The sequence below is a fragment of the Microcoleus sp. Pol11C3 genome (assembly GCF_036701485.1).
Classification (GTDB): Bacteria; Cyanobacteriota; Cyanobacteriia; order Cyanobacteriales; family Microcoleaceae; genus Microcoleus.
Map to the genome: position 1 here is coordinate 18,467 of NZ_JAUBQW010000044.1, position 20,118 is coordinate 38,584.

Below are 20,118 nucleotides of genomic sequence, written 5' to 3' on the forward strand. Positions count from 1 at the left end.
CTGGCAAAGAACTTAAACTCTAAGGTGGGCACGGATGAATACCGGGCTAGGCACGGGGACACTAATTCTACTACTTACTACAAGAACTCACGTTCTCCGGGTGATCCGTACACACTTTACCCTTATATATGGCGGTTTAAAGGATTTGTGACGTAAGTTCTATTTTTACTACCAGCTTTACAGACTTTTGTAACTTAAAGTAGCAGAGTTCATCTCTGATACGCTGCACCGCCGGAGAGTGTTTTTACTTAAAACGCTGCAATTCTTGCTGCAAGTGTTTTCCCCATTTAGTCGCTAGAGGAATTTCTGTAAAAGGAACCTGCACCGCAGCAGCATCTTTCAACAAAAATTCGAGGGCGATTGGACTTCCAGAATTCGGAGGTGACTCTAAATCAACTGCCTGAGAGTTGACTAACAACCGCAGCGACTCCACGTCTTTTAAAGAAAAAGTTTGCAAATTCACAGGCCCGCTGCGAGTAGGTTTTCCCCAAGTTAAACTGTCTTCTTGCTGACCGAGTACAGCATAAATATCGTACTTGGCTTTAGCGAATTGTTCGGCCCAGACGCGATACGCTTCCAGCTTTTGATACTCGTTCCATCCAGCCCAAGCCAGCCCGATAAACATTGCCAGCAGCGGCAGCCACATTAAACCTCTTTCCATGCAATACCCTTGTTGAAAATAGTCCAGGTTCTGTTTGTCATCTTCTCTAATCATACAATTAATTGAAGTCCTCAAACTTGCTCTGGAATTTAAACTAGAAATTAGAGCAATTTTTGATCGAGCAACAGCCACAGCCGAAAAATACCAAACGCCCGCGTGGGAGATATTCACAAGCCACAGCAAGGAAAATTGGCACTGGCGGTGAAAATTGGGTTATTGTGGTGAACAAGCCTTCCCTAAACGGACGATCGGCAATGAAAAAGTTTTTCCTTCTGTGCTTATTTTTAATCGGGCTCGGCTGGGCGATTTCTAATTTCCCAGGACTTGCTACTCAAGGCACTTACGACTCGATTGTGCTGGATTTCCGCGAAGATATCGGTGCTGCTGAGATTGCGAAAGAAGTAAATGCGATCGCCCAACAGTACCAAGTGGCACCGCAACTCAACAGCGAATTCTCAGCGGGCGACAATGTATATGTAGTTAAGGGCGATCGCACTTTGCTAAACGCCCTGAGAAAATCAAATTTGGCTAAAGATACCGAATACATTGAACCGAACTACGTCTACAGCGCTTTCGAGATTCCCAACGACCCCATGTATACCAAGCAGTGGAATCTCCGCAGCATCAACGTAGAATCTGCCTGGAACGAAACCAAAGGCAGCGGCACAACAGTAGCGATAATTGACACGGGTATTACTCCAGTCGCTGACTTAAAAGAAACCAAATTTGTACCGGGCTACGACTTTGTAAACGATCGCGCCGAAGCCTACGATGACAACGGCCACGGCACTCACGTCGCGGGTACAGTCGCCCAATCAACTAACAACAATTACGGCGTCGCAGGCATCGCTTACGAAGCAGCTTTAATGCCGCTGAAAGTCTTAAGCGGCAGCGGTGGCGGCACGGTTTCCGACATCGCCGAAGCGATTAAATTTGCTGCTGACAACGGCGCAGATGTCATCAACATGAGTCTCGGCGGCGGCGGTGAAAGTCAGTTAATGGAAGAGGCGATCGACTACGCCCACTCTAAAGGCGTTGTCATCATCGCAGCAGCCGGCAACTCCGGCGAAAGTTCCGCTTCCTATCCCGCCCGCTATCCCCACGTCATCGGCGTTTCCGCCCTCGGCCCGGATGACGAAAAAGCCTCTTACTCCAATTTCGGCGCAGGGGTTGACATTGCAGCCCCCGGCGGTTCTGAAATGGGCAAGATCCTGCAAAGTACGATCGACCCGGAAACCGGCGCCGAAGTCTTTGAAGGCTACCAAGGCACTAGCATGGCTTCTCCCCACGTCGCCGGCGTTGCAGCCCTTGTCAAGGCTTCCGGCATCACAGAACCAGACCAAATTCGCAGCGTACTCTTGCAGTCGTCGCGAACTGTCACTGAAGATCCGTTAAACCATTTTGGTTCAGGACATCTAGACGCAGCCGCAGCAGTTCAGCTAGCCCAGCGCGGACAAATCAACTTCCGCGACTTCTTCCGCTGGCTGCGCGACAACGGCTATCTCAGCCCCCGCTTTTGGATTGACGGCGGTGCAGTCGCCCTGTTGCCTAAAATTGCAATGGTGCTCGGTTCTTACCTGCTGGCTTTCTTTATGCGGAATTATTTTCCGTTCCAGTGGACTTGGGGCTTTTCTGGCGGCTTGATGGCTGGTAGTTCTGGGTTCTTTTTCCTGCGGAACTTGTTTGTATTTGACTTGCCGCAGTGGCCGCTGCGGGTGATGGGCAGTTCTATTCCCGAACTCGGCGGTGCAATTAATGGCAGCAGTATGCTGAATCCCTTTTTTGCTAGCGTTTTGATTCCTGGGATTTTGATTGCTTTGCTGTTGGGACATCAACAGTGGAAGTGGATCGCGATCGCAATTTCGATCGGTTTTGCCAGCAGTTTAGCGGTGAATGCTTTTGTGTCTCCCGCTGTCTGGGGATTGGGCACAGGTTTGGTATCACAAACATTTTTGATTGTCAATGCTTTTCTGTGTTTCGGACTGGCGCGTTTAGCAATTAAAACAGAGGTGCGATCGGCATGAGTATTACTGTCCAAGGTGAAATTGAACGCAAAGGATTAGGCCCGGGTACTTGGGCTTTGGTGGGGCAAGATGGGGAAACTTACGAACTTAAGGATGCTCCTTCTGACTTGAAAAAAGCTGGTTTGAAAGTCAGTGTTAAAGGTGAAGTCCGCAAGGATGTGATGACTTTTGCTATGATCGGCCCGGTGCTTGAGGTGCAGTCTTTTGAGGTGTTGTAGGTCGATCGACTAATCAAGCTTTCGAGCAAAAAAAACCCCGGCCAAAATTGGCTGGGGTTTATTAATCAGGGTGCATCTACTAATTTAATCTCCCGCCTCATATCACCTCTTTCAGGACACTTTGGCAGAATTTTCAAGAATTTGTGGTGTTTCCTGTGATCGCTCAAAAAAAAACCCCAAACCAAAATTGGTCGGGAGTTAATTAATCAGGGTGCATCTACTAATTTAATCTCCCACCCGACAGCACCTCTTTCAGGACACTTTGGCAGAATTTTCAAGAATTTGTGGTGTTTCCTGCGAGCGCTCAAAAAAAACCCCAAACCAAAATTGGTCGGGAGTTAATTAATCAGGGTGCATCTACTAATTTAATCTCCGGGCTCATATCACCTCTTTCAGGACACTTTGGCAGAATTTTCAAGAATTTGTGGTGTTTCCTGCGAGCGCTCAAAAAAAAACCCCAAACCAAAATTGGTCGGGAGTTAATTAATCAGGGTGCATCTACCAATTAAGCTTCCTGAGAATTCGCTCGCCATCCGGACACTTATCTCAAACTTGTTCAGCATTAGCCTCGATACGACAAAAAAAACCCGGCCAAAATTGGTCGGGAGTTAATTAATCAGGGTGCATCTACTAATCTAATCTCCCACCTCACAGCACCTCGTTCCGGACACTTTGGCAGAATTTGCGATAATTTGTGGTGTTTCCTGCTATCGACAAAAAAAACCCGGCCAAAATTGGTCGGAAGTTAATTAATCAGGGTGCATCTACTAATTTAGTCTCCAGCCTCACAGCACCTCTTTCAGGACACTTTGGCAGAATTTGGGAGAATTTGTGGCGAGGGGGGGCGATAGCCAAAAAAAACCCGGCCAAAATTGGTCGGGAGTTAATTAATCAGGGTGCATCTACTAATTTAGTCTCCCGCCTCACAACACCTCTTTCAGGACAGTTTGGCAGAATTTAGGAGAATTTTTTGCTCAGCGTGCGATCGCAAAAAAAAAACCGGCCAAAATTGGTCGGGAGTTAATTAATCAGGGTGCATCTACCAATTAAGCTTCCTAAGAATTCCAGCGCCATCCGGACACTTACCACTAAAAACTCACAACTCTTTTCTGTGAACCAGAGTTGCACTAGCTTGGTCTGTCGGAACTAGCAAGACTTCGCTAATATTGACGTGGGGCGATCGCGTGGCGCAAAAATATACTACATCCGCTACATCGTCAGCAGTCAGGGGTGTCAGTCCTTGATAGACATTTTTTGCCTTTTCTGCATCGCCGTGAAACCGGACATTGCTAAATTCTGTTTCCACCAAACCCGGCTCTATTTCCGTCACCCGCACTGGTGTTCCCAAAAGGTCTTGTTTCAACCCATCAGAAATCGCTCTCACTGCTGCTTTGGAAGCGCAATAAACATTACCTTTCGGATAAGCTTGGCGGCCTGCTATTGACCCGATATTCACTACGTGACCGCGGCCTCGGCTTACCATTCCCGGCACGATCGCGCGAGTCATGTACAGCAAGCCTTTAACATTGGTATCAATCATTTCTTCCCAATCTTGAAAGTTGCCTTCGTGCAGTTTGTCTAAACCACGGCTCAATCCAGCATTGTTAATGAGAATATCGATGTTTTTCCAGGCATCGGGAAGCGCAGCGATCGCCGATTCGACTTGCGGCCGATCGCGCACGTCTAACTCTAGCAAGTAAATTTCGTTCGCCGAGGCGATCGATTTTGTTTCTACAAGTTCGTTTGCCAGTCGATCGAGCTTTTCGATGCGGCGGGCTGCTAAAATTAGTTTAGCTCCACCTTTGGCGAATATTTCGGCACAGGCTGCTCCGATACCGCTACTGGCACCTGTAATGAAAACAATTTGATTTTGGATAGAAATCATTTTTAATAATAAGGAAGATGTATTAACCGCAGAGGGCGCTGAGGGCGCTGAGAGAGAAAAGAAGAGGGAAAAACTAAGTTTTTACTTGGTATAAAATCCAGTCGGGTCAATTAACCATAATTATTGTAGGGGCAGGTTTACCCGGTTCTCTCATTTGTATTAGAGATTTTACTTAACCCGCCACTACAGAAATTACCCAAATAACCCATAACACCTATTTTATTACTTGACAACTCGCAATCGCACACTAACTGTTGCAATTCCACCTTGTCGCATCAAAACTGCTGAAACCCACCGATTTTCGGGCGTAGCCGGAGCTTTACCTACTTTAAAAATTCCCCCGGAATTTAGCAACTCCAGCTCGACTTGTGACGGATTAAAAAATGTTTTTTCGGTAATGGGTTCCTCCAAAACAGTCCCTATTAAAATATCATCGCCGATCGGCTCTCGCACAATGGCATCAAAATGGTACTCTTCGCCCACCTTCACTTGCTCGGGGAAATTCACTTGAATTGTAGGAGGATTTTGGCCAGAGCTAAGCTGAGTTTGTTCTGCTAAAATCTCTTGACTAACTATTTTTTCACCTTCAAAGCGCTGCTGGGAACGGATGGTAGCTTTGAGAGTTGATTCTCTGCCATCCTTTTTTTGAGTGCCGGCAATTGTAGTTACGGTTTCAGCGACAATCGCGCTACCTTCGGTTTTCCAAGATTTGATCTCGGTGCGGTAATTCAAAGTCGGATATCGAGTCCAGAGTTGGGTGAGGGCTTTTTCCAGGCTTTGGCGGTTTAAGCCGTCAGAATGAGTGAAATTCTGGCTGTAAAATGCCATAACTGCTTTAACATCGCGCCGGTTGGCTGCTGCGTCAATTTCTGTTAGGAGTTTGGTGAGTGGGGCGGGCGCATTTGCGGGGGTTTGGGCGATCGTTCGGGGAGTCGCCGCGATCGCACCGATCGCTCTTACTGCACTAGGATGCAGCACGCCAGCACTTACCACTGTTAAACATAACAACATTTGAGCGATCGACTGCCCGCCGTTAAAGCCAAAAACGATCGCCCGTTGGCGCAGCCCTCGAAGAGGATCGGCTTTTTCGTCCCGACGGCTGGAAAAATACTGAGATACACTTGGCACTAAATTCAAAAAATTACGCATTAGGTGATAATTTGGTTATTTGTCAGGGGTCGTAGCTTGGGCAACTGTTCGCCTGCAACGAAAACTGACAACGGAAGGAGGGACACGGCACAATCTAATTTTAGATGGCTGATTGAAAATTGGCTGAAACTGCCGGAACAATAAGCATAATAATCTAAAACCTCAAATATAAAATTGATCGACCTGTGGAACTTCTACTTGTAAAAAAAGAAACAAATACCTTGACAAAAGCCCCCCTCCGGTTGTTGGTTGCAGCTAGCGGCACTGGTGGACATTTATTTCCTGCGATCGCCACCGCTGGGCAGTTGAACGACTGTCAGATCGAATGGCTAGGAGTCCCAGACCGCATGGAAACCCAGTTAGTTTCCTCCCTTTACCCCCTCCACACGATCGCGGTTGAAGGCTTTCAGCAGGGATTTGGACTGGGTACACTGCGAATTTTGGGCGGACTCGCCGGCTCGATCCTTCAGGTGCGGAAGTTGCTCAAAGCGGGAAATTTTCAGGGAGTGTTTACTACCGGTGGTTACATCGCAGCACCGGCAATTCTGGCGGCCCGTTCTTTGGGTTTGCCGGTGATTCTCCACGAATCTAATGCAATTCCGGGGAAGGTGACGCGCTGGTTTAGTCCTTTGTGCACTGCTGTGGCGATCGGATTTGAAGCAGCAGCCCAGCATTTACCTCGCGCCAAAACGGTGGTTGCTGGTACACCGGTGCGATCGCAATTCCTGACTCGCCAACCTCTAAATTTGCCAATTCCTGACAGTGTACCTGTAATTTTAGTCATGGGCGGCTCTCAAGGTGCTGTCGCCATCAATCAGTTAGTGCGCGAGTGTGCTCCTGCTTGGTTTGATGCGGGTGCTTGGGTAGTTCACCTCACCGGAAATAATGACCCGGATGCTGAGAGTTTGAAACACGAGCAATATTTGTCAATGCCATTTTACGACAATGTGGCGAGTTTGTTGCAGCGAGCAAATTTAGCAATTAGTCGATCGGGCGCCAGTGCTCTAACAGAATTAGCAGTGACGGGAGTACCTTCTATTTTAATTCCTTTTCCTCACGCCGCTGACGACCACCAAAGATTTAATGCGGAAGTATTTGCTAAAGCCGGCGCCGCCGTGGTATTCCGTCAAAGCGAATTAACAGCAGATATGTTGCAAAGCAAAGTGTTGTATTTGTTAAGAGATTCCGAATATTTGGCAAAAATGTCTCAAGCAGCTTCTGAATTAGCGGTGACAGACAGTACAGAACGTTTGGCAAATTTGGTTAGGGAATTGCTGGTGCGGTAGCGAAAATTGGACACCGCCACTAATTTAACGAGTTCTTTTTAATGAGGGTAAAGCGTAAAATCCCTGTCCAACCAAATAACATAAAACACAGCCCCATCCCGATAACCAACCATCGGAGCCATCGCGCAAAACCGAAAACCAATAAAATTTACATCATCCTTAAGATGGCTGGGAATAGGTGATTTAATGGAGGTTCGGGCTATCTTCTCATAGCCCAATCCGTGACGGGGACAAGCATTAATCTCACTCCATGTAAGCTGATTTAATTTGTAGAGCGTATCTGCAAAAGCAGCCTTTTCATCTTTTGTGCATTGAGAAAGAGAGTAATCTTTATTCATGTACCGCAAAGAAAACAGAGGTGACTGCTGTTCTGGCGGTAAATCAACAGTCTCTCTAGGTGAAATCCTTTTCCCTTTTTCTTGGCGTTGATTTGCCTTAAAATGCTTCTTCACAATTGAGTTGAGTCTTGAAGTATTCTTTCAGGGATTGATGAGTGATTTTACCGCTATTTTGAGCAGCAAATTTCCAGGGATCTTCTTCGTGTGTCATGTTGCCTAACTTCCATGCAGCAAACTGCCCAAACACAGAGTAAACTTCATCAAGCAGGCTCTTAGTTTCTTCGTCGTAAATCGAAAAGTCTATATCTTCAGGACATGGAATTGCACCAGCACCATACTCTTTATAATGATGGTACAAATCAGGAACAACGGGCCCGTGAGTCCATGCTTCTATCGCTTCAGGAAATAGCGGTTCATCGTACAAAGCTAAATGAAAGCCTTGAGCATAGTAAACCAATTTCTGAAGCTTGAGATTAGATATCAGATCGCCAGCATCTTCACTTGCCTGAGCCAAAAAGTATTTGGCTGCATCATAACAACTCAGCATAACTTACTTGGTAGTCATTAAACGGCAAAACTAGAACGAGATTTTTTTGAAACTCCCGCGACTCAAGCAGACTATATTTGTCTGGAGGCGTTTTCACGGGGAATTGCGAGCCGTGTCACTTTATTTACATTATACTATATTTTCTCAATCTATGCCATATTCAATTTAACAAAATTAACTACCGATTCTAAGCCTTCCTTTGTTTTCAAGTTAGTAAAAACAAAAGGTTTCTCCCCTCGCATTTTTTTAGCGTCCCGTTCCATCACGCCTAAATCTGCTCCCACGAAAGAGGCGAGGTCTATTTTATTAATCACTAACAAATCTGATTTGGTAATTCCAGGCCCGCCTTTGCGCGGAATTTTATCGCCGGCAGCGACATCGATTACGTAAATTGTTAAATCTACTAACTCCGGGCTAAAAGTTGCAGCCAAATTGTCGCCGCCGCTTTCTACAAATACTAAATCTAAATCAGTGAATTTGTGTTCTAGCTCTTCTATAGCTACTAAGTTGATCGAAGCATCTTCGCGGATGGCTGTGTGGGGACAGCCTCCCGTTTCTACGCCCAAAATTCGATCGCTCTCCAAAGCTTGACTCCGAACCAAAAACTGTGCATCTTCCTGAGTATAGATATCATTAGTAACAACCGCAATCTGGTATTGCTGTCGCAGTGACTTGCACAAAGCATCAAGTAAAGCAGTTTTTCCCGAACCAACCGGCCCAGCAATTCCTACACGAAAAGCACCCATAGCGATTTTAGATTTTAGATTTTAGATTTTCTGATTTTCAACTGCGAAACAACCGAGTGTACTGAGTTTCGTGCGCCATACTAGCTAGGGCTAATCCCCAACTGCAACTAGCAATATCATCATCTTCTAATTTTAAAACTTCTTGCGCCGTACAGCTAATTTGAGACTGCAAATCTAACAGCAACTGCTGACCGGCTGTTTGACCGAGGGGAATCAGTTTCACGCCCGCACTCGCCAAATTGGCAGCCCAACTGTACAAATATCCTAACACGGCCGCTTCTTCTTCAATCTGCCAGTTGGCTGCGGCAATGCCAAAGCCGATCGCAAAATTGCACTGATTGCCGCCAACTTCCACCAAATCTTTTACACTTGTTGTTAACCCAGAAGCAACCGGCGATCGCAAATCCAGCAGCAACCTGACCAAAGTCCGCCCCATTTGCCAACTTTGCAAGCGCAACTCTTCAGTTTCCTTAACAGCAGTCGCCCAAGCATTCCAGTAACTCAAAGCCCTCAAATCCCCAATCTTCGCCGCCCTCAAAGCGCGTACCACCACAGCGGCTTCTACCCGAACAGCCCCGAATTGTAGCGAATTTTCTAACCAATTCCTTAAAGTAATCTCGCTGTCGGTCGCCCCCGCTTCTACCAGACTTTCGATTCCCTCAGAATAACTATAAGCTCCCACAGGTGCAAAAGCTAGCTGCAACAAACATAAAAGTTGATTGTTCACGGTTGATATCAAATCTGTTACCATCGGAATTATTCATATATCTATTCTCTTAATCTGCGTGAATCAGCGTCAATCCATTGTCATCTGCGGTTAATAAATTATCTTTTTTTTAACCGCAGATATAGGCAGATTAACACAGATTAACGCCGATGAATTATCTCAAATCTGGTTGCACTCTCCGTGATTGTTGACTGGATTTTACGCCGGACGATGCTACCGGATTTGATATCACTTCTTCTTTGTTGAATGAGCGAAACTAATTTGGTTATCAGCCCTCGGACTCATCGGTGGGAGTAAATCTAAAATCTAAAATCTAATGGCTGTGCCCGTAAGCGCCCATTTCCGGCTGAAACGGCACAATTTCCTCTGTTACTTTCAAACCCATTTTTTCTAGCATTCCTTGCAACACAGAGTCGGGAGAAAGTCTTAAATAATTATCGGCAATTTCTAAAGCTACGTGACGGTTTCCTAAATGATAAGCCGCCCGCATCAGTAGCAGCGGGTTTGAGGCCCGCGCTGTCAGAACCGATTCGGGTTTTGCACTTACCAATACTAAACAACTACCGTCTTCCGACTGCAATAAATCTCGATCGCGCAGTACCGTACCTCTGGGCAAACTCAGGTGCAGCTTTTCCCCCGTCTCTGTCTCGAATCGGTGGCGGCTGCGAGTGCGATCGTCCGCTGTCATTGGTAAAGTAAAGCTGACTATAGCATCGGGATTTGCAGGTAAATGTTTTGTGAATGTTAGCATTTTTATATTCTATTCCTCAGAGCAATTCACTTGACATCTAGTTTGTGAGGAATATCTTTTTTATAGCCGAAGGAATAAGAAAGACTGAAGTTCCAACCTTCAGCTCATGTTTTAGAAATTAACAACCTCTTAATCGTGTTGGCGATCGCTATATCTTATTGCGATTTACAGCAAGTTAAAAAATATTCATCTCTCTGAACCGCTCCCGTTATGGCTTATGTACCACATTTATGTTTTTTTGTCAAGTAATTTATCACAGACGATCGCTTTTTTTCAAAAAATTTTGCCTACCGTCTAGGAACTCGAACAATTTAAATCTCCAATATATTGTTGGGGGGAGGTAGCGGTTACGCATCCTGCCTGCCCTGAACAAGTTTTTATGGAGAAGTCTAATAGAACGGGAGAGGAAGAAAGACTCAAATCATCAAGCTTATTGATTGCCCGCTTGTTGCAGTCGCAGCAGCTCGGCTTGAATTTGCTGTTTGACTGCCGGATTCGCTTGCTGGAGCAAAGTAAGCTGGTTGAAGCGACTAACTGTCAAACCATTGGTTTCGATAACTTTTTTAGCTTGTTGGCAGTAATTCACCGCGATGCCGCGAACACTTCCAGACAACCTATTAATTTCCTTAGTTTCGTTGCACACTACTCTGGGAACCGAACCCCCAGCCATTCCTTTAATTTCGTTATAAGCTTCCACGCGTCTCGGTTCTATTGCCAACACAGCGCGAGCGTAGCTAGTAATTTCCTCGCTGCTAATCTCTTGAGCTTGGGCGGCAGCTCCAAAAACGAGGTTTGGGGATTGTGTGTACAAACCGGGCGCCCATCCGCTAGCTAAAGCTGTAGCGGAAATGATGCCTGCAAACAACGATTGCCGCAGCATCCGGTTTATGCCAAATTTAGATGTGTTAAATGAGGTGTTCATGGTCGTCGGTGATTGATTGCGTGTAGATAAAAATGACACAGCGCTTGGAGGCTCAATCTTTTTGAATCCTGTGGTGGGTAAAAAGTTCCTGCCGTGGGTGACTATTTTGAATTCCAGCAGGATGGTTGGGGAGTTGCTACGACGATCGACTTTTTAGCAAATTCAATAATTTCATTCATTATAACATCTGTCGGAAGTTGACAAAATTCCAAGTTTAGATGGTAATTTTAATTACAAAGTGTTCTCGAATTGCCTCTCCAAATAATTCTCAAACCGCAAATATTAAATAATTCTAAAAGTTCTTGACAAATTACCCGCCTTAATGAGTCTCATCAAGGTAGACGGTAGCACAGCTATCCCTTTCCCCGCAATGGTTCCCGTTCCCCGTAGGGTAGGGTAGGGTAGCGCCTGCAAGGCTAGGTTAAATTTAACAGCAATCGCACTCATCAATTGCGGTGATGATTTATTTAATCTTAAGCGGTGGTGCATTTGTCGATCGAGAAAACCCCCGGCTGGTTTGGCTGCTGGCTGAGCCAGAGGCAGAACAAAAATTATGTTTTACTACCCGAAGATAGAGACAGCAGCAGGGAACTAGACATTAAAATCTTGTTATAAAAATGCGCGCTATCTGTTTTCGGCAGTCAACGCGCAGGCCTTCGATTTCAGTTCTCGTTTCCTCCAGTTTGGGGCTGTGAAAACTTGTCTGGGAGTTACCCAGAAACCTGGTTTTTCTACGAAATAAAATCGTTACAGCCACCAGCAAGAGCAGGCCAACCCGGAAAGCTGAATTTTTTTGGCCTCAGCTTTCTTGTCATCTCGCTCGCAGATAGCGTATTTTTGCAAGCATTGTCCCAGCAAGTTAACAAATTATTAATTACCGATTGCCCATGAAAAGTCAAAAAGAAATTTGGCGAGTTATTCTCGCAGTAGCTATCAGTATTGTAGGCGTGCTGCACTTTGCAGTACCCGCACCTTTTATCAGAATTGTGCCGCCCCAGCTTCCTTACCCGGAAGCCTTGGTTTATATCAGCGGTTTTTTCGAGATTTTGGGCGGAATTGGGCTGTTAGTTCCTCCTGTCAGCAGGGCGGCGGCGTGGGGGCTAATTGCCTTGTTTATTGCCGTGTTTCCAGCTAATATCAATCAAGCCGTCAACAACATTCCGATAGAAGGGATTCCCCACAACCAATTACTGTATTGGTTCAGGCTGCCTTTTCAAGCTGTCTTGATTGCTTGGGCCTGGGTTTATACCCAACCAGACGAAGGTAAACCGCGGGCTTCTATAGTTCCAGATAGAACAGAAAATGCCCGATGAAGCAGTTCGACTACTCTTTGGATTTTAAGAACATCGACTTTCGACAGCACCCGGAACTTTACCGCGTAGGGAAAGGAGAACAGGGAGTGCTGTTGGTGGAACCCTACAAAGGAGAAATTCTGCCTTTCTGGAGATTTAAGACTCCTGAAATTGCCAGGGAGTCCAGCAGCAAAATTTACTCCTTATTTTTAGAGTATCTCGATCGCGAAGATTTTGTGGGAGCTGACATGGCCCGCAAGTTCTTGCAGATGGGGTATACTCGATCGCGTCGCTACGCCAACCACAAAAGCGGTCGAAAATACCAGCAAAACCCTCAGAAGCTGAAGTCTGTTGCAGAACAAACTGCAGCTCGAAAAGATATTTTGCCCCTACAAGCAGATCCGGTGAAAGCAGAATCCGCCGCCATTTTTCTTGAAAAATGGATGCTGGTCAAAATCAACGAGAAATATCTCGAGCTTTTAGCCAGACACCGACAGATGTATGAATCTTATTTAGTCAACGCTGAGGATTGACATACATTTACAAAAACTCAGAACTTACACTTTAGCCCCGTGGGCAGCAGTGCAGTTGTGCTTGCCTATCTGGGCCGCATCTATTTGCTTGGCCCTACTATTTACTCGTCATCTTCTTCTGTTTGCCACTGTCGCCAAATTTCAAAGGCATTAAAGCCCCTGTATTGCAGGTAATTCAAGACTTTGCCCTTGGTTTTCGGATCGGCTTTACCCCAAGTATCGATTTTGTATTTCCGCATGACTTTGGCTTTTAATTCAGCCAGTTTTTCTGCTTCGGAGTCCTGATTTTCGGCAACTTCTTCTTCCCAGACTTGCTCGAACAAATCGTTGGTAATTCCTTTTTGCAGGCACTTGCGCTTGATGGCCGACTTCCCGTATTTGCCTGCTGCAGAGGCAATCGAGTTTGCCACCAAGCGAGTGTCGGACTGATAGCCGCGGTCTTGAATTTGCGCGATCGCCTCCAATATTTCCTCATTGCCAAAACCTTTCTCTTGCCCCTTTTTGCGAAGTTCAGAGGCACTGTAGTCTTTGCGGGACAAGAGAAAATAGAAATAGTCAAGACAGCTCATCAGTTAAATCGAAGGTGGCGCGCAAATACTTGTGTAGCGAAGCCAAATCCAGTCGCCTTGCTATCGGCTGACTGCATTGCGTGAAGCGAAGCTATCCCGCAGGGAATCGCCTCTATTCTTCTGTATCCTCCTCTTCATCATCCACTTCCACATCCGGTCTGTCCACATCGATCTGAATCAAGCGAATGTGCTTGTATCCGAGCTTAATTTCAAACTCGTCTCCCGGCTTTAATCCCATTTCTTGGGTATAATTTGCCCCGATCACGATCGAACCATTCTTGTGAACGCTAGCTCGATAACTCGCTTCTCGCCCGCGTCCGTCTGCTTTCGACTTCTCTAGCTCAATGCCCTTAGCAGCTAACACTGCATCGTAAAACTCAGCCAGATTAATCCGGGTTTCTCCACTTTTGCTGACAGTGAAGTAGCCGCAAAGCTTTGCAAGTTCTCTGCGTGGCAAATCACTGCCTTTGATTTTTTGAAGCAGACCTTTTCCTGTTAAGGGTGCTGTAGCTGTTTCTGCCATTGACCGTACCTCGCTTATTGGACTTTACTTATATCAATTACAACACATTAGATTAACTTTGTTTCACTGTCAATACTAATAATTCTCAATATTTAAGATTCGGGATAAATTTCTGCGGCCTCAAGACCGGGGGTGCAAGTAAGGATGCTCGAAGGGCGATCAATTTGCTGCTTGTGGCCCAAATCCTTGCGTAAGCCTCAGAGCGATCGCGCGAGGAATTATTGTCGCAAATTAAATGCTTTACTTTTTTACAGTAAAGTCTGTTCCCTGCATTCACCCATCCCCGATCAAGTCTGTGGTCAAGGTAAAAACAAGACAGCCATGAATCGAAATACCTAGAGCGCGGCCGCTGCAAATCTGCCGAAAGCATTTACCGGCCGGGGTTAACTTTTACCTCAACAAGGGGAGCCAGCACTTGTTCTCGATGCCCTGCCAGCTACTTGCAAAACCAGTTTACAAAAAGAATCCAACTGTAGGCCCGTGCTCCAAACCCTTATGGAATCAGTCATTCCCAATTCTTCAATCTAAAATCTAAAATCTAAAATCTAAAATGGTATAAACCCTATTTTTCGGGCTGTAAATCCCCTCAAAACCCCAAATACCAACGAGCAATCTTCTATTAAGGTGTTGGGCATATAACTTGCACAGAACGCAGTCTGGGGAAGGCAATCCGGTAAAAATTGAAGGAAATTTCACCTCTTCGGTGAACGGGTTTAAGCTAAAACCCGACTCAATGGGCGCGGCGGCAGAAACATCGGGCTGCCACTAAGAGGGGAATAGTTTGGATCGGGCGAGATTGCTTCGCGACTCTTAACACTTCGCCACGAATCAGTAGATGTCTAGGGGGAACTCGGGAAAATCTTCCTCCTCCGGCCCCAAGCCAGAGAAGTTGAGGTTATTTCCACAGGGGAATTGAAAAAGACCGAGTTAAATGCACAACCGCTTAAATGTTTGATGCACTACAAATTAGCAGCGGTTCCCGACATGGAGTTTCGATGCAAATGTATTGGTTTCCACTCGTGGCCTGTAAACTGCCATACTCTCAAAATTTATGCACAAACTGGAGGGCGCGTCAAACTCACAGCCGCTTCCATAATTAATTATTGTGAAATATACCAACCGCACTGACGGTGAGGACGTTCTTAATTGTTGCAACTCTGGCTTTTATTGTCTTGTGCCGAATGACGAATGCTCCTGCTGCCGAATCAGCCCGCCCAAAAACGCATACAAGCCACCGACTCCTGTCGTGGAGAGATCAAAATTTTAGACTCTTGTTCAAGCTTCCAGATTCATCTGTGGAGTAAATCGAAAATCTCAAATCGTTCGACTCAGGGCTCAAGCCGAAGTCTAAAATCTACAATCGACTAACGAATACTATATTAAGCAGTCCCGGACTTACTCTCTGGACGAGAAACCCGGTTTGTTCCTTGATGCTTGGTGGCGCTGCTGCTTATTTTTGGTAAAAACCGGCTTGTTGAACGTAAGTCCGAGATTCGATCGAGCAGCATACTTTTGATCATTTTTCCAGCGGCAGCCGATCGCGAATGGCCAGCAAAAACCCCACCCAGTTTGGAGCCAGGCCAAGAGGGTCTAAATTCCGCATTGCAGTGGGCGATCACTTTTAGTGGCGCTGTTGCAGGTAATTTTGCGACAGGGGAGTTCGTACCGTCGGCAGTAACTCTTCAGGTTTCGTGTCTCGCTGGTGCGAGTACCGCCACCCAAAAAAGCCACCACTCAAAGCAACGGGCAATAAGCAAAGCATTAGGGCGACAGATTTTTTCAACCCCGGTTTTTTTAACGGTTTCTGAGTCGGTGCAGCGGCGCGAGTTGCTTGGATCGCCGAATACTCAGAATTAGGAATAGAGGACGGCGAAGCCGTCGGTGAGTTCGGTGAATTAGCAGCCTCGGCTCGATCGCTCTGGTGAACCCAATCCCTGCGATCTTTTAATTGGTCGGGAAAGTATTCCCAGACTTCGCCATCAGAACTGTCTGACTCATGCGATCGATTGGCTGGGATTGGCGGGTATGGGGCGATCGCCGAAACCGCAGACGGGGCCTTCCATTCTGTACCCGCGAGAGCCGGTTGCGTTCCCGACGCAATTATTTGCACCCGAGAACCGGATGTCGCGCTGTGGGCTGGGCCTCCGGTCAAATAGCCGTCAAAGTCCGGGTGCTGGTAGAGAATGGGCAAAGCCCAGTATAGCTGGTGAGAACCGTAGGCAGAAATTAGCCCAGCTCTGGCCCGGCTCAGGCTGAGATCGACTGGATAGCCCTGATTGAGGTTGCGGTAAAACAACCGCGTCAGAGTTAGGGCTACATCGTCGGGGATGCTTTCTGCCATTGCTAGCACTGCCGGAATGCCCCGCTTCACTAGAGCTTCGGTTAAGTTCCGTTCCGGGCTGTCGTCCGTGAGGTCTGAGGGGTCGCCATAGGCGCCGCGGCAGGAGTTGAACACCGCCATCTGAATACCGTTGTTAACAAGCAATCCAGCTAAGTCGTCGCCACTCAAGGTTTCGGTTAAGCCGGTGCGGCTGCTGACTAGGTAGAGTTCGCCACCTCTGGAACCTAAGTTGCTGTGGCCTGCGTAGTGCAGGACTTGGTAGTGTCCTTGTTCTAGGGCTTGGGTAAGTTGTTCTCGATCGGGCTGTTCGAGAATAGTCAGTTGAATTTCCGAGTGGGGGCTGTTTTTGAGAGGATTACCCGTGCGGTTTTGGAGTTCTTGTTGCAGGTGGAGCACTTCTCGCTTGAGCTGCAAGCTGTCTCGATCGCTCGGAGAGGCGATCGCCATTAAAATTTTTAGCGGCCCGCTACTGGGCACTATCCGGGTTTGTTTGAACAAACTTGTACCTGGTTGGTAGCGGGAAAACACGACATCGGTGCCGGTTGCCAAAGGGCGATCGCCGGCGTGTAGAACTTCCCACGGCAGGCGCGGCAAGTGCCTGCCTTTTAGTCCGAGCCGCAGTTGCAGCACTTCTCGGCGGTGCTGAGCGATGCCTTGAGCGCAAGTCCAGCTATCGCGCAAGTTTCCTTGAAACAGCCCGCTGTATAATTGTTGCCCGAGCGCTACTAAATTCGGCGCTGAGTTGTTGCCCGAGCGCGAGATGCCACGACCAGCCAAACTGGTTCCCTGTAATGCTTTTCCTTGAAGCAAGCCCACCAGCGGGTCGTTCATCAGTTGAGCAGAGAGTGCAAGCCATTCGTCGATCGGCCAGCGGACTTGTTCTTCTGCTAAGGGTACACCGGGTGCAACCCTTTCTGTCCGCACTAGATATTCGTCGTCCCCAACTGGGGTGACTGAGAGTTGAAATTCCTGGCTCACGGATTTAGCGCCCTCCCGCCTTAATTCTGAATTTGCCTGCGTTTTTGCCGCTAGCAATAACGATCGGCAAAATTATTTTTACTCTTTGAATGAAAGTTTCTGAATGCGCTTCCCCCGATCGGGCGAGCGCTGGGGTCAAATATATTTGTTCAAACACCTTGAGGGTATAAAAGTTGTACTTTAATAACAGTTTATTAGTTTTTATTGCTCTGTGGCTCAGTGAAAGCCGAATTTTCTCGAATCTTGCTATCTTTAACATTTTGCACCTCTACCGCAGACCCCTTTTGATTTGTCGCGAACTTGAGTTTCTCATTGCTGAGTAAAGTTAAATTGGAGGCACTTTACCAGGCGGATCTCTAGTTCTTATTAAAATTACTTCGGCTCTCGCCAACCGGTTTCAGGGCAATATCGCAGGCAAAGTTGAGTATTTTTTTTTTTTTTGTGATCGGTTGATCGATCCTTACCGCTTATCCTCTACCACCAACCCCCCATCTGAAATCTTGATTTTGTGTCAATTAATTAATTGGTCAGCCCTGGCTCCTCATCCGTAAGCCCTCCGCCCTCATCCGTAAGACCTCAGTGGCGATCGGTAATCGATAGTTGGCCATCGATAATTGCTAATAAATTATTGCTAATTTACCGCTTTTATGATATAGAAAACTTTTAATTTAACTCTCTTAATCTAGTTAAAGTTAAGCAGCAAAAATAAATCTAAGCAGCCAAGAACTCTCAACAATACAAGGGCCATCAAATTATTCCGGTACTCTCAAGCAAGCATCATTTTTGGCATCTAGAGGATTACGCCTCATCAGGCTGGTTTCTCGGAGAATTATTGGATTTGGTAGCGAAGCCTCCACAAAGCAAGTGGGTTTCGCAGCCTCGCCGTGGGTCATTCCCGCTCAAAATGCCGATCGAGCTTGCAACTGTAGCCAAAAACTACTCCTGTGCTCTTTTGCACTTTTTGAAAAATTTTACAATCTGTCTTGAGATAGATATTTGTTGGTCTGGCTCTTAGTATTAATCTGAAAAAAATTTTTTTCTCAGTTCGTGATGCTCCCCCGAAGCGAGAAAAAATTGTGCCACGGAAAATTAAAATAAATATTTGCCCGGACGAACTATCTAAATTTCTAATTAATCATTGGGAACTAAAATTAGGAGGGTGCAGTCATTTAGTCAAGAGATTCAAATCCTAAGTCAGGGAAGGATTTGTCAAAGCTGGGAGTGTTAGAAAAATTCAATGCACTCAGCCGAGCTCGCAACAAAAGCAAGGGTAAAATTTTGGGGATACAGGTGTTGGGTAGTTATTTAGGAGTTGTCAGTTGCGAGTTTAAATTCTGCTAGTTCACTGTAGAAATTACGTAGAAAATCTACAATCAGAAGCCCTTCGGTGCAGCTTACTGTAGAAACTACGGAGAACATCTCAAATGCTAAGCGCTTCGGCGCAGCACTTACGGTGTAGGTGGTGGCTCAATTAATTTTGGTACGCAATTGCAGAATATAAAACTCGCAACAGAATGAAAAAAACCTTGCAGTTTAAGTGGCATCTATAATAGTAAAGATCAGGAGACGAGCTCCTCTAGCAGGCGAAAGCATGAAGTTAAAAAATTTTCTTCTGCTCCCTCCTGTTTGATGATAAATTGAGTCTAAGAAGCTTACCTTTTTTTGGGAAATATCAACGATGAATAATGACGACCTGTTGTTAAAAGAAGTACCGGGGAAACTTTTTCCCGCTCAAGATGAAACACAAAATTCTGTGGGGAATTTAGGAAAAAATACCCCTACAATTTCCGATAAGGAGTTAGCCAAGTTAATTGAGCAAGCGCTCGCCGAAAACACCGACGGCGTTAACACCAAAATTCCGAATCTGTCTAACGGTGCATCCGACACAGGTGCTGCTGGTAACAGTCCAAGTACGAAATTTAACGGCGTACTAGAAGAAGGCGCGGGCGACACAAATAATAATGACAGCGGCATTGATAGCCGCCGAACCCTATTCGGTAGCCAGGACGATGACTTAATTGTCGCCACCGGTGATAACGAGGAGATATACGGCAAAAGAGGCAAGGACCAAATCAAAGGAAACCGTGACAAAAAAAATAAAATCTACGGAGGTAAAGATGACGACGATTGCGAGGGCGGCGATGACGACGATGAAATAAAGGGCGACAAAGGCAACGATAAGGTTAACGGTGGCAAAGGCAACGACAAGGTTAACGGCGGTAAGGATAACGACAGCCTTTTTGGGGGCAGCGGCAATGATACCGTCATGGGCGATGACGGCGATGACTGGGTGCACGGCAACGAAGGAGATGATGAGGTTGACGGCGGCGCCGGCAATGATACCGTCTATGGCGGCAAAGGCGACGACAAGTGCGAGGGCGGCGAAGGCAACGATACCGTCAGGGGCGACACAGGCAAGGACAACGTTAGCGGCGGCGACGGCAACGATACCGTTAACGGCGGCAAAGATAACGATACTGTGCTAGGCGGTGCAGGCAGCGACAACTGTGCAGGCGACGACGGCGACGACAGCGTTAGCGGCGGCATCGGCAACGATACTGTGCTAGGCGGTGCAGGCAGCGACAACTGTGCAGGCGACGACGGCGACGACAGCGTTAGCGGCGGCAT

General features: G+C 46.7%; 21 protein-coding genes. 7 read left to right on the forward strand and 14 right to left on the reverse strand.

Annotated elements, in window-relative coordinates; all coding sequences use genetic code 11:
• Positions 1-244 precede the first annotated feature (244 nt).
• Positions 245-661, reverse strand: a complete 417-nt coding sequence (locus QUA40_RS12615) for a hypothetical protein (protein ID WP_333126017.1) — start codon at positions 659-661, stop codon at positions 245-247.
• 254 nt (positions 662-915) lie between these two features.
• Here QUA40_RS12615 and QUA40_RS12620 point away from each other — a divergent pair, with 254 nt between their 5' ends.
• The 3 genes from QUA40_RS12620 (at position 916) to QUA40_RS12630 (ending at position 3,864) form a co-directional block, all read left to right on the forward strand.
• Positions 916-2,685, forward strand: a complete 1,770-nt coding sequence (locus tag QUA40_RS12620; RefSeq protein ID WP_333126020.1) for a S8 family peptidase — start codon at positions 916-918, stop codon at positions 2,683-2,685.
• A complete protein-coding gene (locus tag QUA40_RS12625; protein ID WP_333125963.1) occupies positions 2,682-2,903 on the forward strand; it encodes a hypothetical protein in 222 nt (73 codons plus the stop codon). Before QUA40_RS12620 ends, QUA40_RS12625 begins: the two co-directional genes overlap by 4 nt.
• Before the next feature lie 697 nt (positions 2,904-3,600).
• A complete protein-coding gene (locus tag QUA40_RS12630; protein ID WP_333125966.1) occupies positions 3,601-3,864 on the forward strand; it encodes a hypothetical protein in 264 nt (87 codons plus the stop codon).
• 135 nt (positions 3,865-3,999) lie between these two features.
• Here the strand turns inward: QUA40_RS12630 and QUA40_RS12635 are convergent, their stop codons facing one another.
• Positions 4,000-4,788: an SDR family oxidoreductase gene (locus QUA40_RS12635; protein WP_333125969.1), complete on the reverse strand. Its 789-nt coding sequence runs from the start codon at positions 4,786-4,788 to the stop codon at positions 4,000-4,002.
• Positions 4,789-5,010: 222 nt separating this feature from the next.
• On the reverse strand, positions 5,011-5,937 hold the full coding sequence (locus tag QUA40_RS12640; RefSeq protein WP_333125972.1) for a nuclear transport factor 2 family protein: 927 nt from the start codon (positions 5,935-5,937) through the stop codon (positions 5,011-5,013).
• Between the two features lie 221 nt (positions 5,938-6,158).
• Here QUA40_RS12640 and murG point away from each other — a divergent pair, with 221 nt between their 5' ends.
• Positions 6,159-7,223 carry an undecaprenyldiphospho-muramoylpentapeptide beta-N-acetylglucosaminyltransferase gene (gene murG / locus QUA40_RS12645; RefSeq protein WP_333125975.1) on the forward strand — a complete coding sequence of 355 codons (1,065 nt, stop codon included), beginning with the start codon at positions 6,159-6,161 and terminating at the stop codon, positions 7,221-7,223.
• A gap of 38 nt (positions 7,224-7,261) precedes the next feature.
• Here murG and QUA40_RS12650 read toward each other — a convergent pair whose 3' ends face one another.
• From QUA40_RS12650 to QUA40_RS12675, 6 genes are all read right to left on the reverse strand, one after another.
• Positions 7,262-7,675, reverse strand: coding sequence for a hypothetical protein (locus QUA40_RS12650; RefSeq protein WP_333125978.1), 414 nt, complete (start codon positions 7,673-7,675; stop codon positions 7,262-7,264).
• The gene (locus tag QUA40_RS12655) at positions 7,659-8,108 is read right to left on the reverse strand and encodes a type II toxin-antitoxin system antitoxin SocA domain-containing protein (RefSeq protein ID WP_333125981.1); all 450 of its coding nucleotides are present in this window, start codon (positions 8,106-8,108) and stop codon (positions 7,659-7,661) included. The genes QUA40_RS12650 and QUA40_RS12655 overlap by 17 nt, the downstream gene beginning before the upstream one ends.
• Before the next feature lie 149 nt (positions 8,109-8,257).
• Positions 8,258-8,854, reverse strand: coding sequence for an urease accessory protein UreG (gene ureG, locus QUA40_RS12660; RefSeq protein WP_333125984.1), 597 nt, complete (start codon positions 8,852-8,854; stop codon positions 8,258-8,260).
• 37 nt (positions 8,855-8,891) lie between these two features.
• Entirely contained in the window at positions 8,892-9,581 is a 690-nt protein-coding gene (locus QUA40_RS12665; RefSeq protein WP_333125987.1) for an urease accessory protein UreF, read from the reverse strand.
• Between the two features lie 313 nt (positions 9,582-9,894).
• Complete coding sequence (gene ureE, locus QUA40_RS12670; RefSeq protein ID WP_333125990.1) at positions 9,895-10,332, reverse strand: urease accessory protein UreE; 438 nt, start codon at positions 10,330-10,332, stop codon at positions 9,895-9,897.
• Positions 10,333-10,762: 430 nt separating this feature from the next.
• Positions 10,763-11,254, reverse strand: a complete 492-nt coding sequence (locus tag QUA40_RS12675) for a DUF4168 domain-containing protein (protein WP_333125993.1) — start codon at positions 11,252-11,254, stop codon at positions 10,763-10,765.
• Between the two features lie 887 nt (positions 11,255-12,141).
• Between QUA40_RS12675 and QUA40_RS12680 the strand changes: the two genes are divergently transcribed.
• Both QUA40_RS12680 and QUA40_RS12685 read left to right on the forward strand, forming a co-directional pair.
• On the forward strand, positions 12,142-12,567 hold the full coding sequence (locus tag QUA40_RS12680; RefSeq protein WP_015177615.1) for a DoxX family protein: 426 nt from the start codon (positions 12,142-12,144) through the stop codon (positions 12,565-12,567).
• The gene (locus tag QUA40_RS12685; protein WP_333125995.1) at positions 12,564-13,079 is read left to right on the forward strand and encodes a DUF4385 domain-containing protein; all 516 of its coding nucleotides are present in this window, start codon (positions 12,564-12,566) and stop codon (positions 13,077-13,079) included. The genes QUA40_RS12680 and QUA40_RS12685 overlap by 4 nt, the downstream gene beginning before the upstream one ends.
• A 101-nt stretch (positions 13,080-13,180) precedes the next feature.
• On the opposite strand, the gene QUA40_RS12690 is transcribed toward QUA40_RS12685, so the two are convergent.
• The 5 genes from QUA40_RS12690 to QUA40_RS12710 all read right to left on the reverse strand — a co-directional run bounded on the left by QUA40_RS12690 (position 13,181) and on the right by QUA40_RS12710 (position 18,423).
• Positions 13,181-13,648, reverse strand: a complete 468-nt coding sequence (locus QUA40_RS12690) for a regulatory protein RecX (protein WP_333125999.1) — start codon at positions 13,646-13,648, stop codon at positions 13,181-13,183.
• Positions 13,649-13,760: 112 nt separating this feature from the next.
• Complete coding sequence (locus QUA40_RS12695) at positions 13,761-14,171, reverse strand: AbrB family transcriptional regulator (protein ID WP_293126913.1); 411 nt, start codon at positions 14,169-14,171, stop codon at positions 13,761-13,763.
• A 1,621-nt stretch (positions 14,172-15,792) separates the two neighbouring features.
• Complete coding sequence (locus tag QUA40_RS12700; RefSeq protein WP_333126002.1) at positions 15,793-17,490, reverse strand: CHAT domain-containing protein; 1,698 nt, start codon at positions 17,488-17,490, stop codon at positions 15,793-15,795.
• A gap of 4 nt (positions 17,491-17,494) precedes the next feature.
• On the reverse strand, positions 17,495-17,749 hold the full coding sequence (locus QUA40_RS12705; RefSeq protein ID WP_333126005.1) for a hypothetical protein: 255 nt from the start codon (positions 17,747-17,749) through the stop codon (positions 17,495-17,497).
• 539 nt (positions 17,750-18,288) lie between these two features.
• Positions 18,289-18,423, reverse strand: coding sequence for a hypothetical protein (locus tag QUA40_RS12710; RefSeq protein WP_333126008.1), 135 nt, complete (start codon positions 18,421-18,423; stop codon positions 18,289-18,291).
• 745 nt (positions 18,424-19,168) lie between these two features.
• Here QUA40_RS12710 and QUA40_RS12715 point away from each other — a divergent pair.
• Positions 19,169-20,118: calcium-binding protein (locus tag QUA40_RS12715; protein WP_333126011.1), on the forward strand; the 950-nt coding region annotated here is incomplete at its 3' end.

Excerpts from the sequence above, each read along its gene's own strand:
- QUA40_RS12615 (WP_333126017.1), bottom strand. The coding sequence starts at position 661 with ATGGAAAGAGGTTTAATGTGGCTGCCGCTGCTGGCAATGTTTATCGGG.
- QUA40_RS12620 (WP_333126020.1), top strand. The coding sequence starts at position 916 with ATGAAAAAGTTTTTCCTTCTGTGCTTATTTTTAATCGGGCTCGGCTGG.
- QUA40_RS12625 (WP_333125963.1), top strand. The coding sequence starts at position 2,682 with ATGAGTATTACTGTCCAAGGTGAAATTGAACGCAAAGGATTAGGCCCG.
- QUA40_RS12635 (WP_333125969.1), bottom strand. The coding sequence starts at position 4,788 with ATGATTTCTATCCAAAATCAAATTGTTTTCATTACAGGTGCCAGTAGC.
- QUA40_RS12640 (WP_333125972.1), bottom strand. The coding sequence starts at position 5,937 with ATGCGTAATTTTTTGAATTTAGTGCCAAGTGTATCTCAGTATTTTTCC.
- QUA40_RS12655 (WP_333125981.1), bottom strand. The coding sequence starts at position 8,108 with ATGCTGAGTTGTTATGATGCAGCCAAATACTTTTTGGCTCAGGCAAGT.
- ureG (WP_333125984.1), bottom strand. The coding sequence starts at position 8,854 with ATGGGTGCTTTTCGTGTAGGAATTGCTGGGCCGGTTGGTTCGGGAAAA.
- ureE (WP_333125990.1), bottom strand. The coding sequence starts at position 10,332 with ATGCTAACATTCACAAAACATTTACCTGCAAATCCCGATGCTATAGTC.
- QUA40_RS12675 (WP_333125993.1), bottom strand. The coding sequence starts at position 11,254 with ATGAACACCTCATTTAACACATCTAAATTTGGCATAAACCGGATGCTG.
- QUA40_RS12680 (WP_015177615.1), top strand. The coding sequence starts at position 12,142 with ATGAAAAGTCAAAAAGAAATTTGGCGAGTTATTCTCGCAGTAGCTATC.
- QUA40_RS12685 (WP_333125995.1), top strand. The coding sequence starts at position 12,564 with ATGAAGCAGTTCGACTACTCTTTGGATTTTAAGAACATCGACTTTCGA.
- QUA40_RS12690 (WP_333125999.1), bottom strand. The coding sequence starts at position 13,648 with ATGAGCTGTCTTGACTATTTCTATTTTCTCTTGTCCCGCAAAGACTAC.
- QUA40_RS12695 (WP_293126913.1), bottom strand. The coding sequence starts at position 14,171 with ATGGCAGAAACAGCTACAGCACCCTTAACAGGAAAAGGTCTGCTTCAA.
- QUA40_RS12705 (WP_333126005.1), bottom strand. The coding sequence starts at position 17,749 with ATGTTAAAGATAGCAAGATTCGAGAAAATTCGGCTTTCACTGAGCCAC.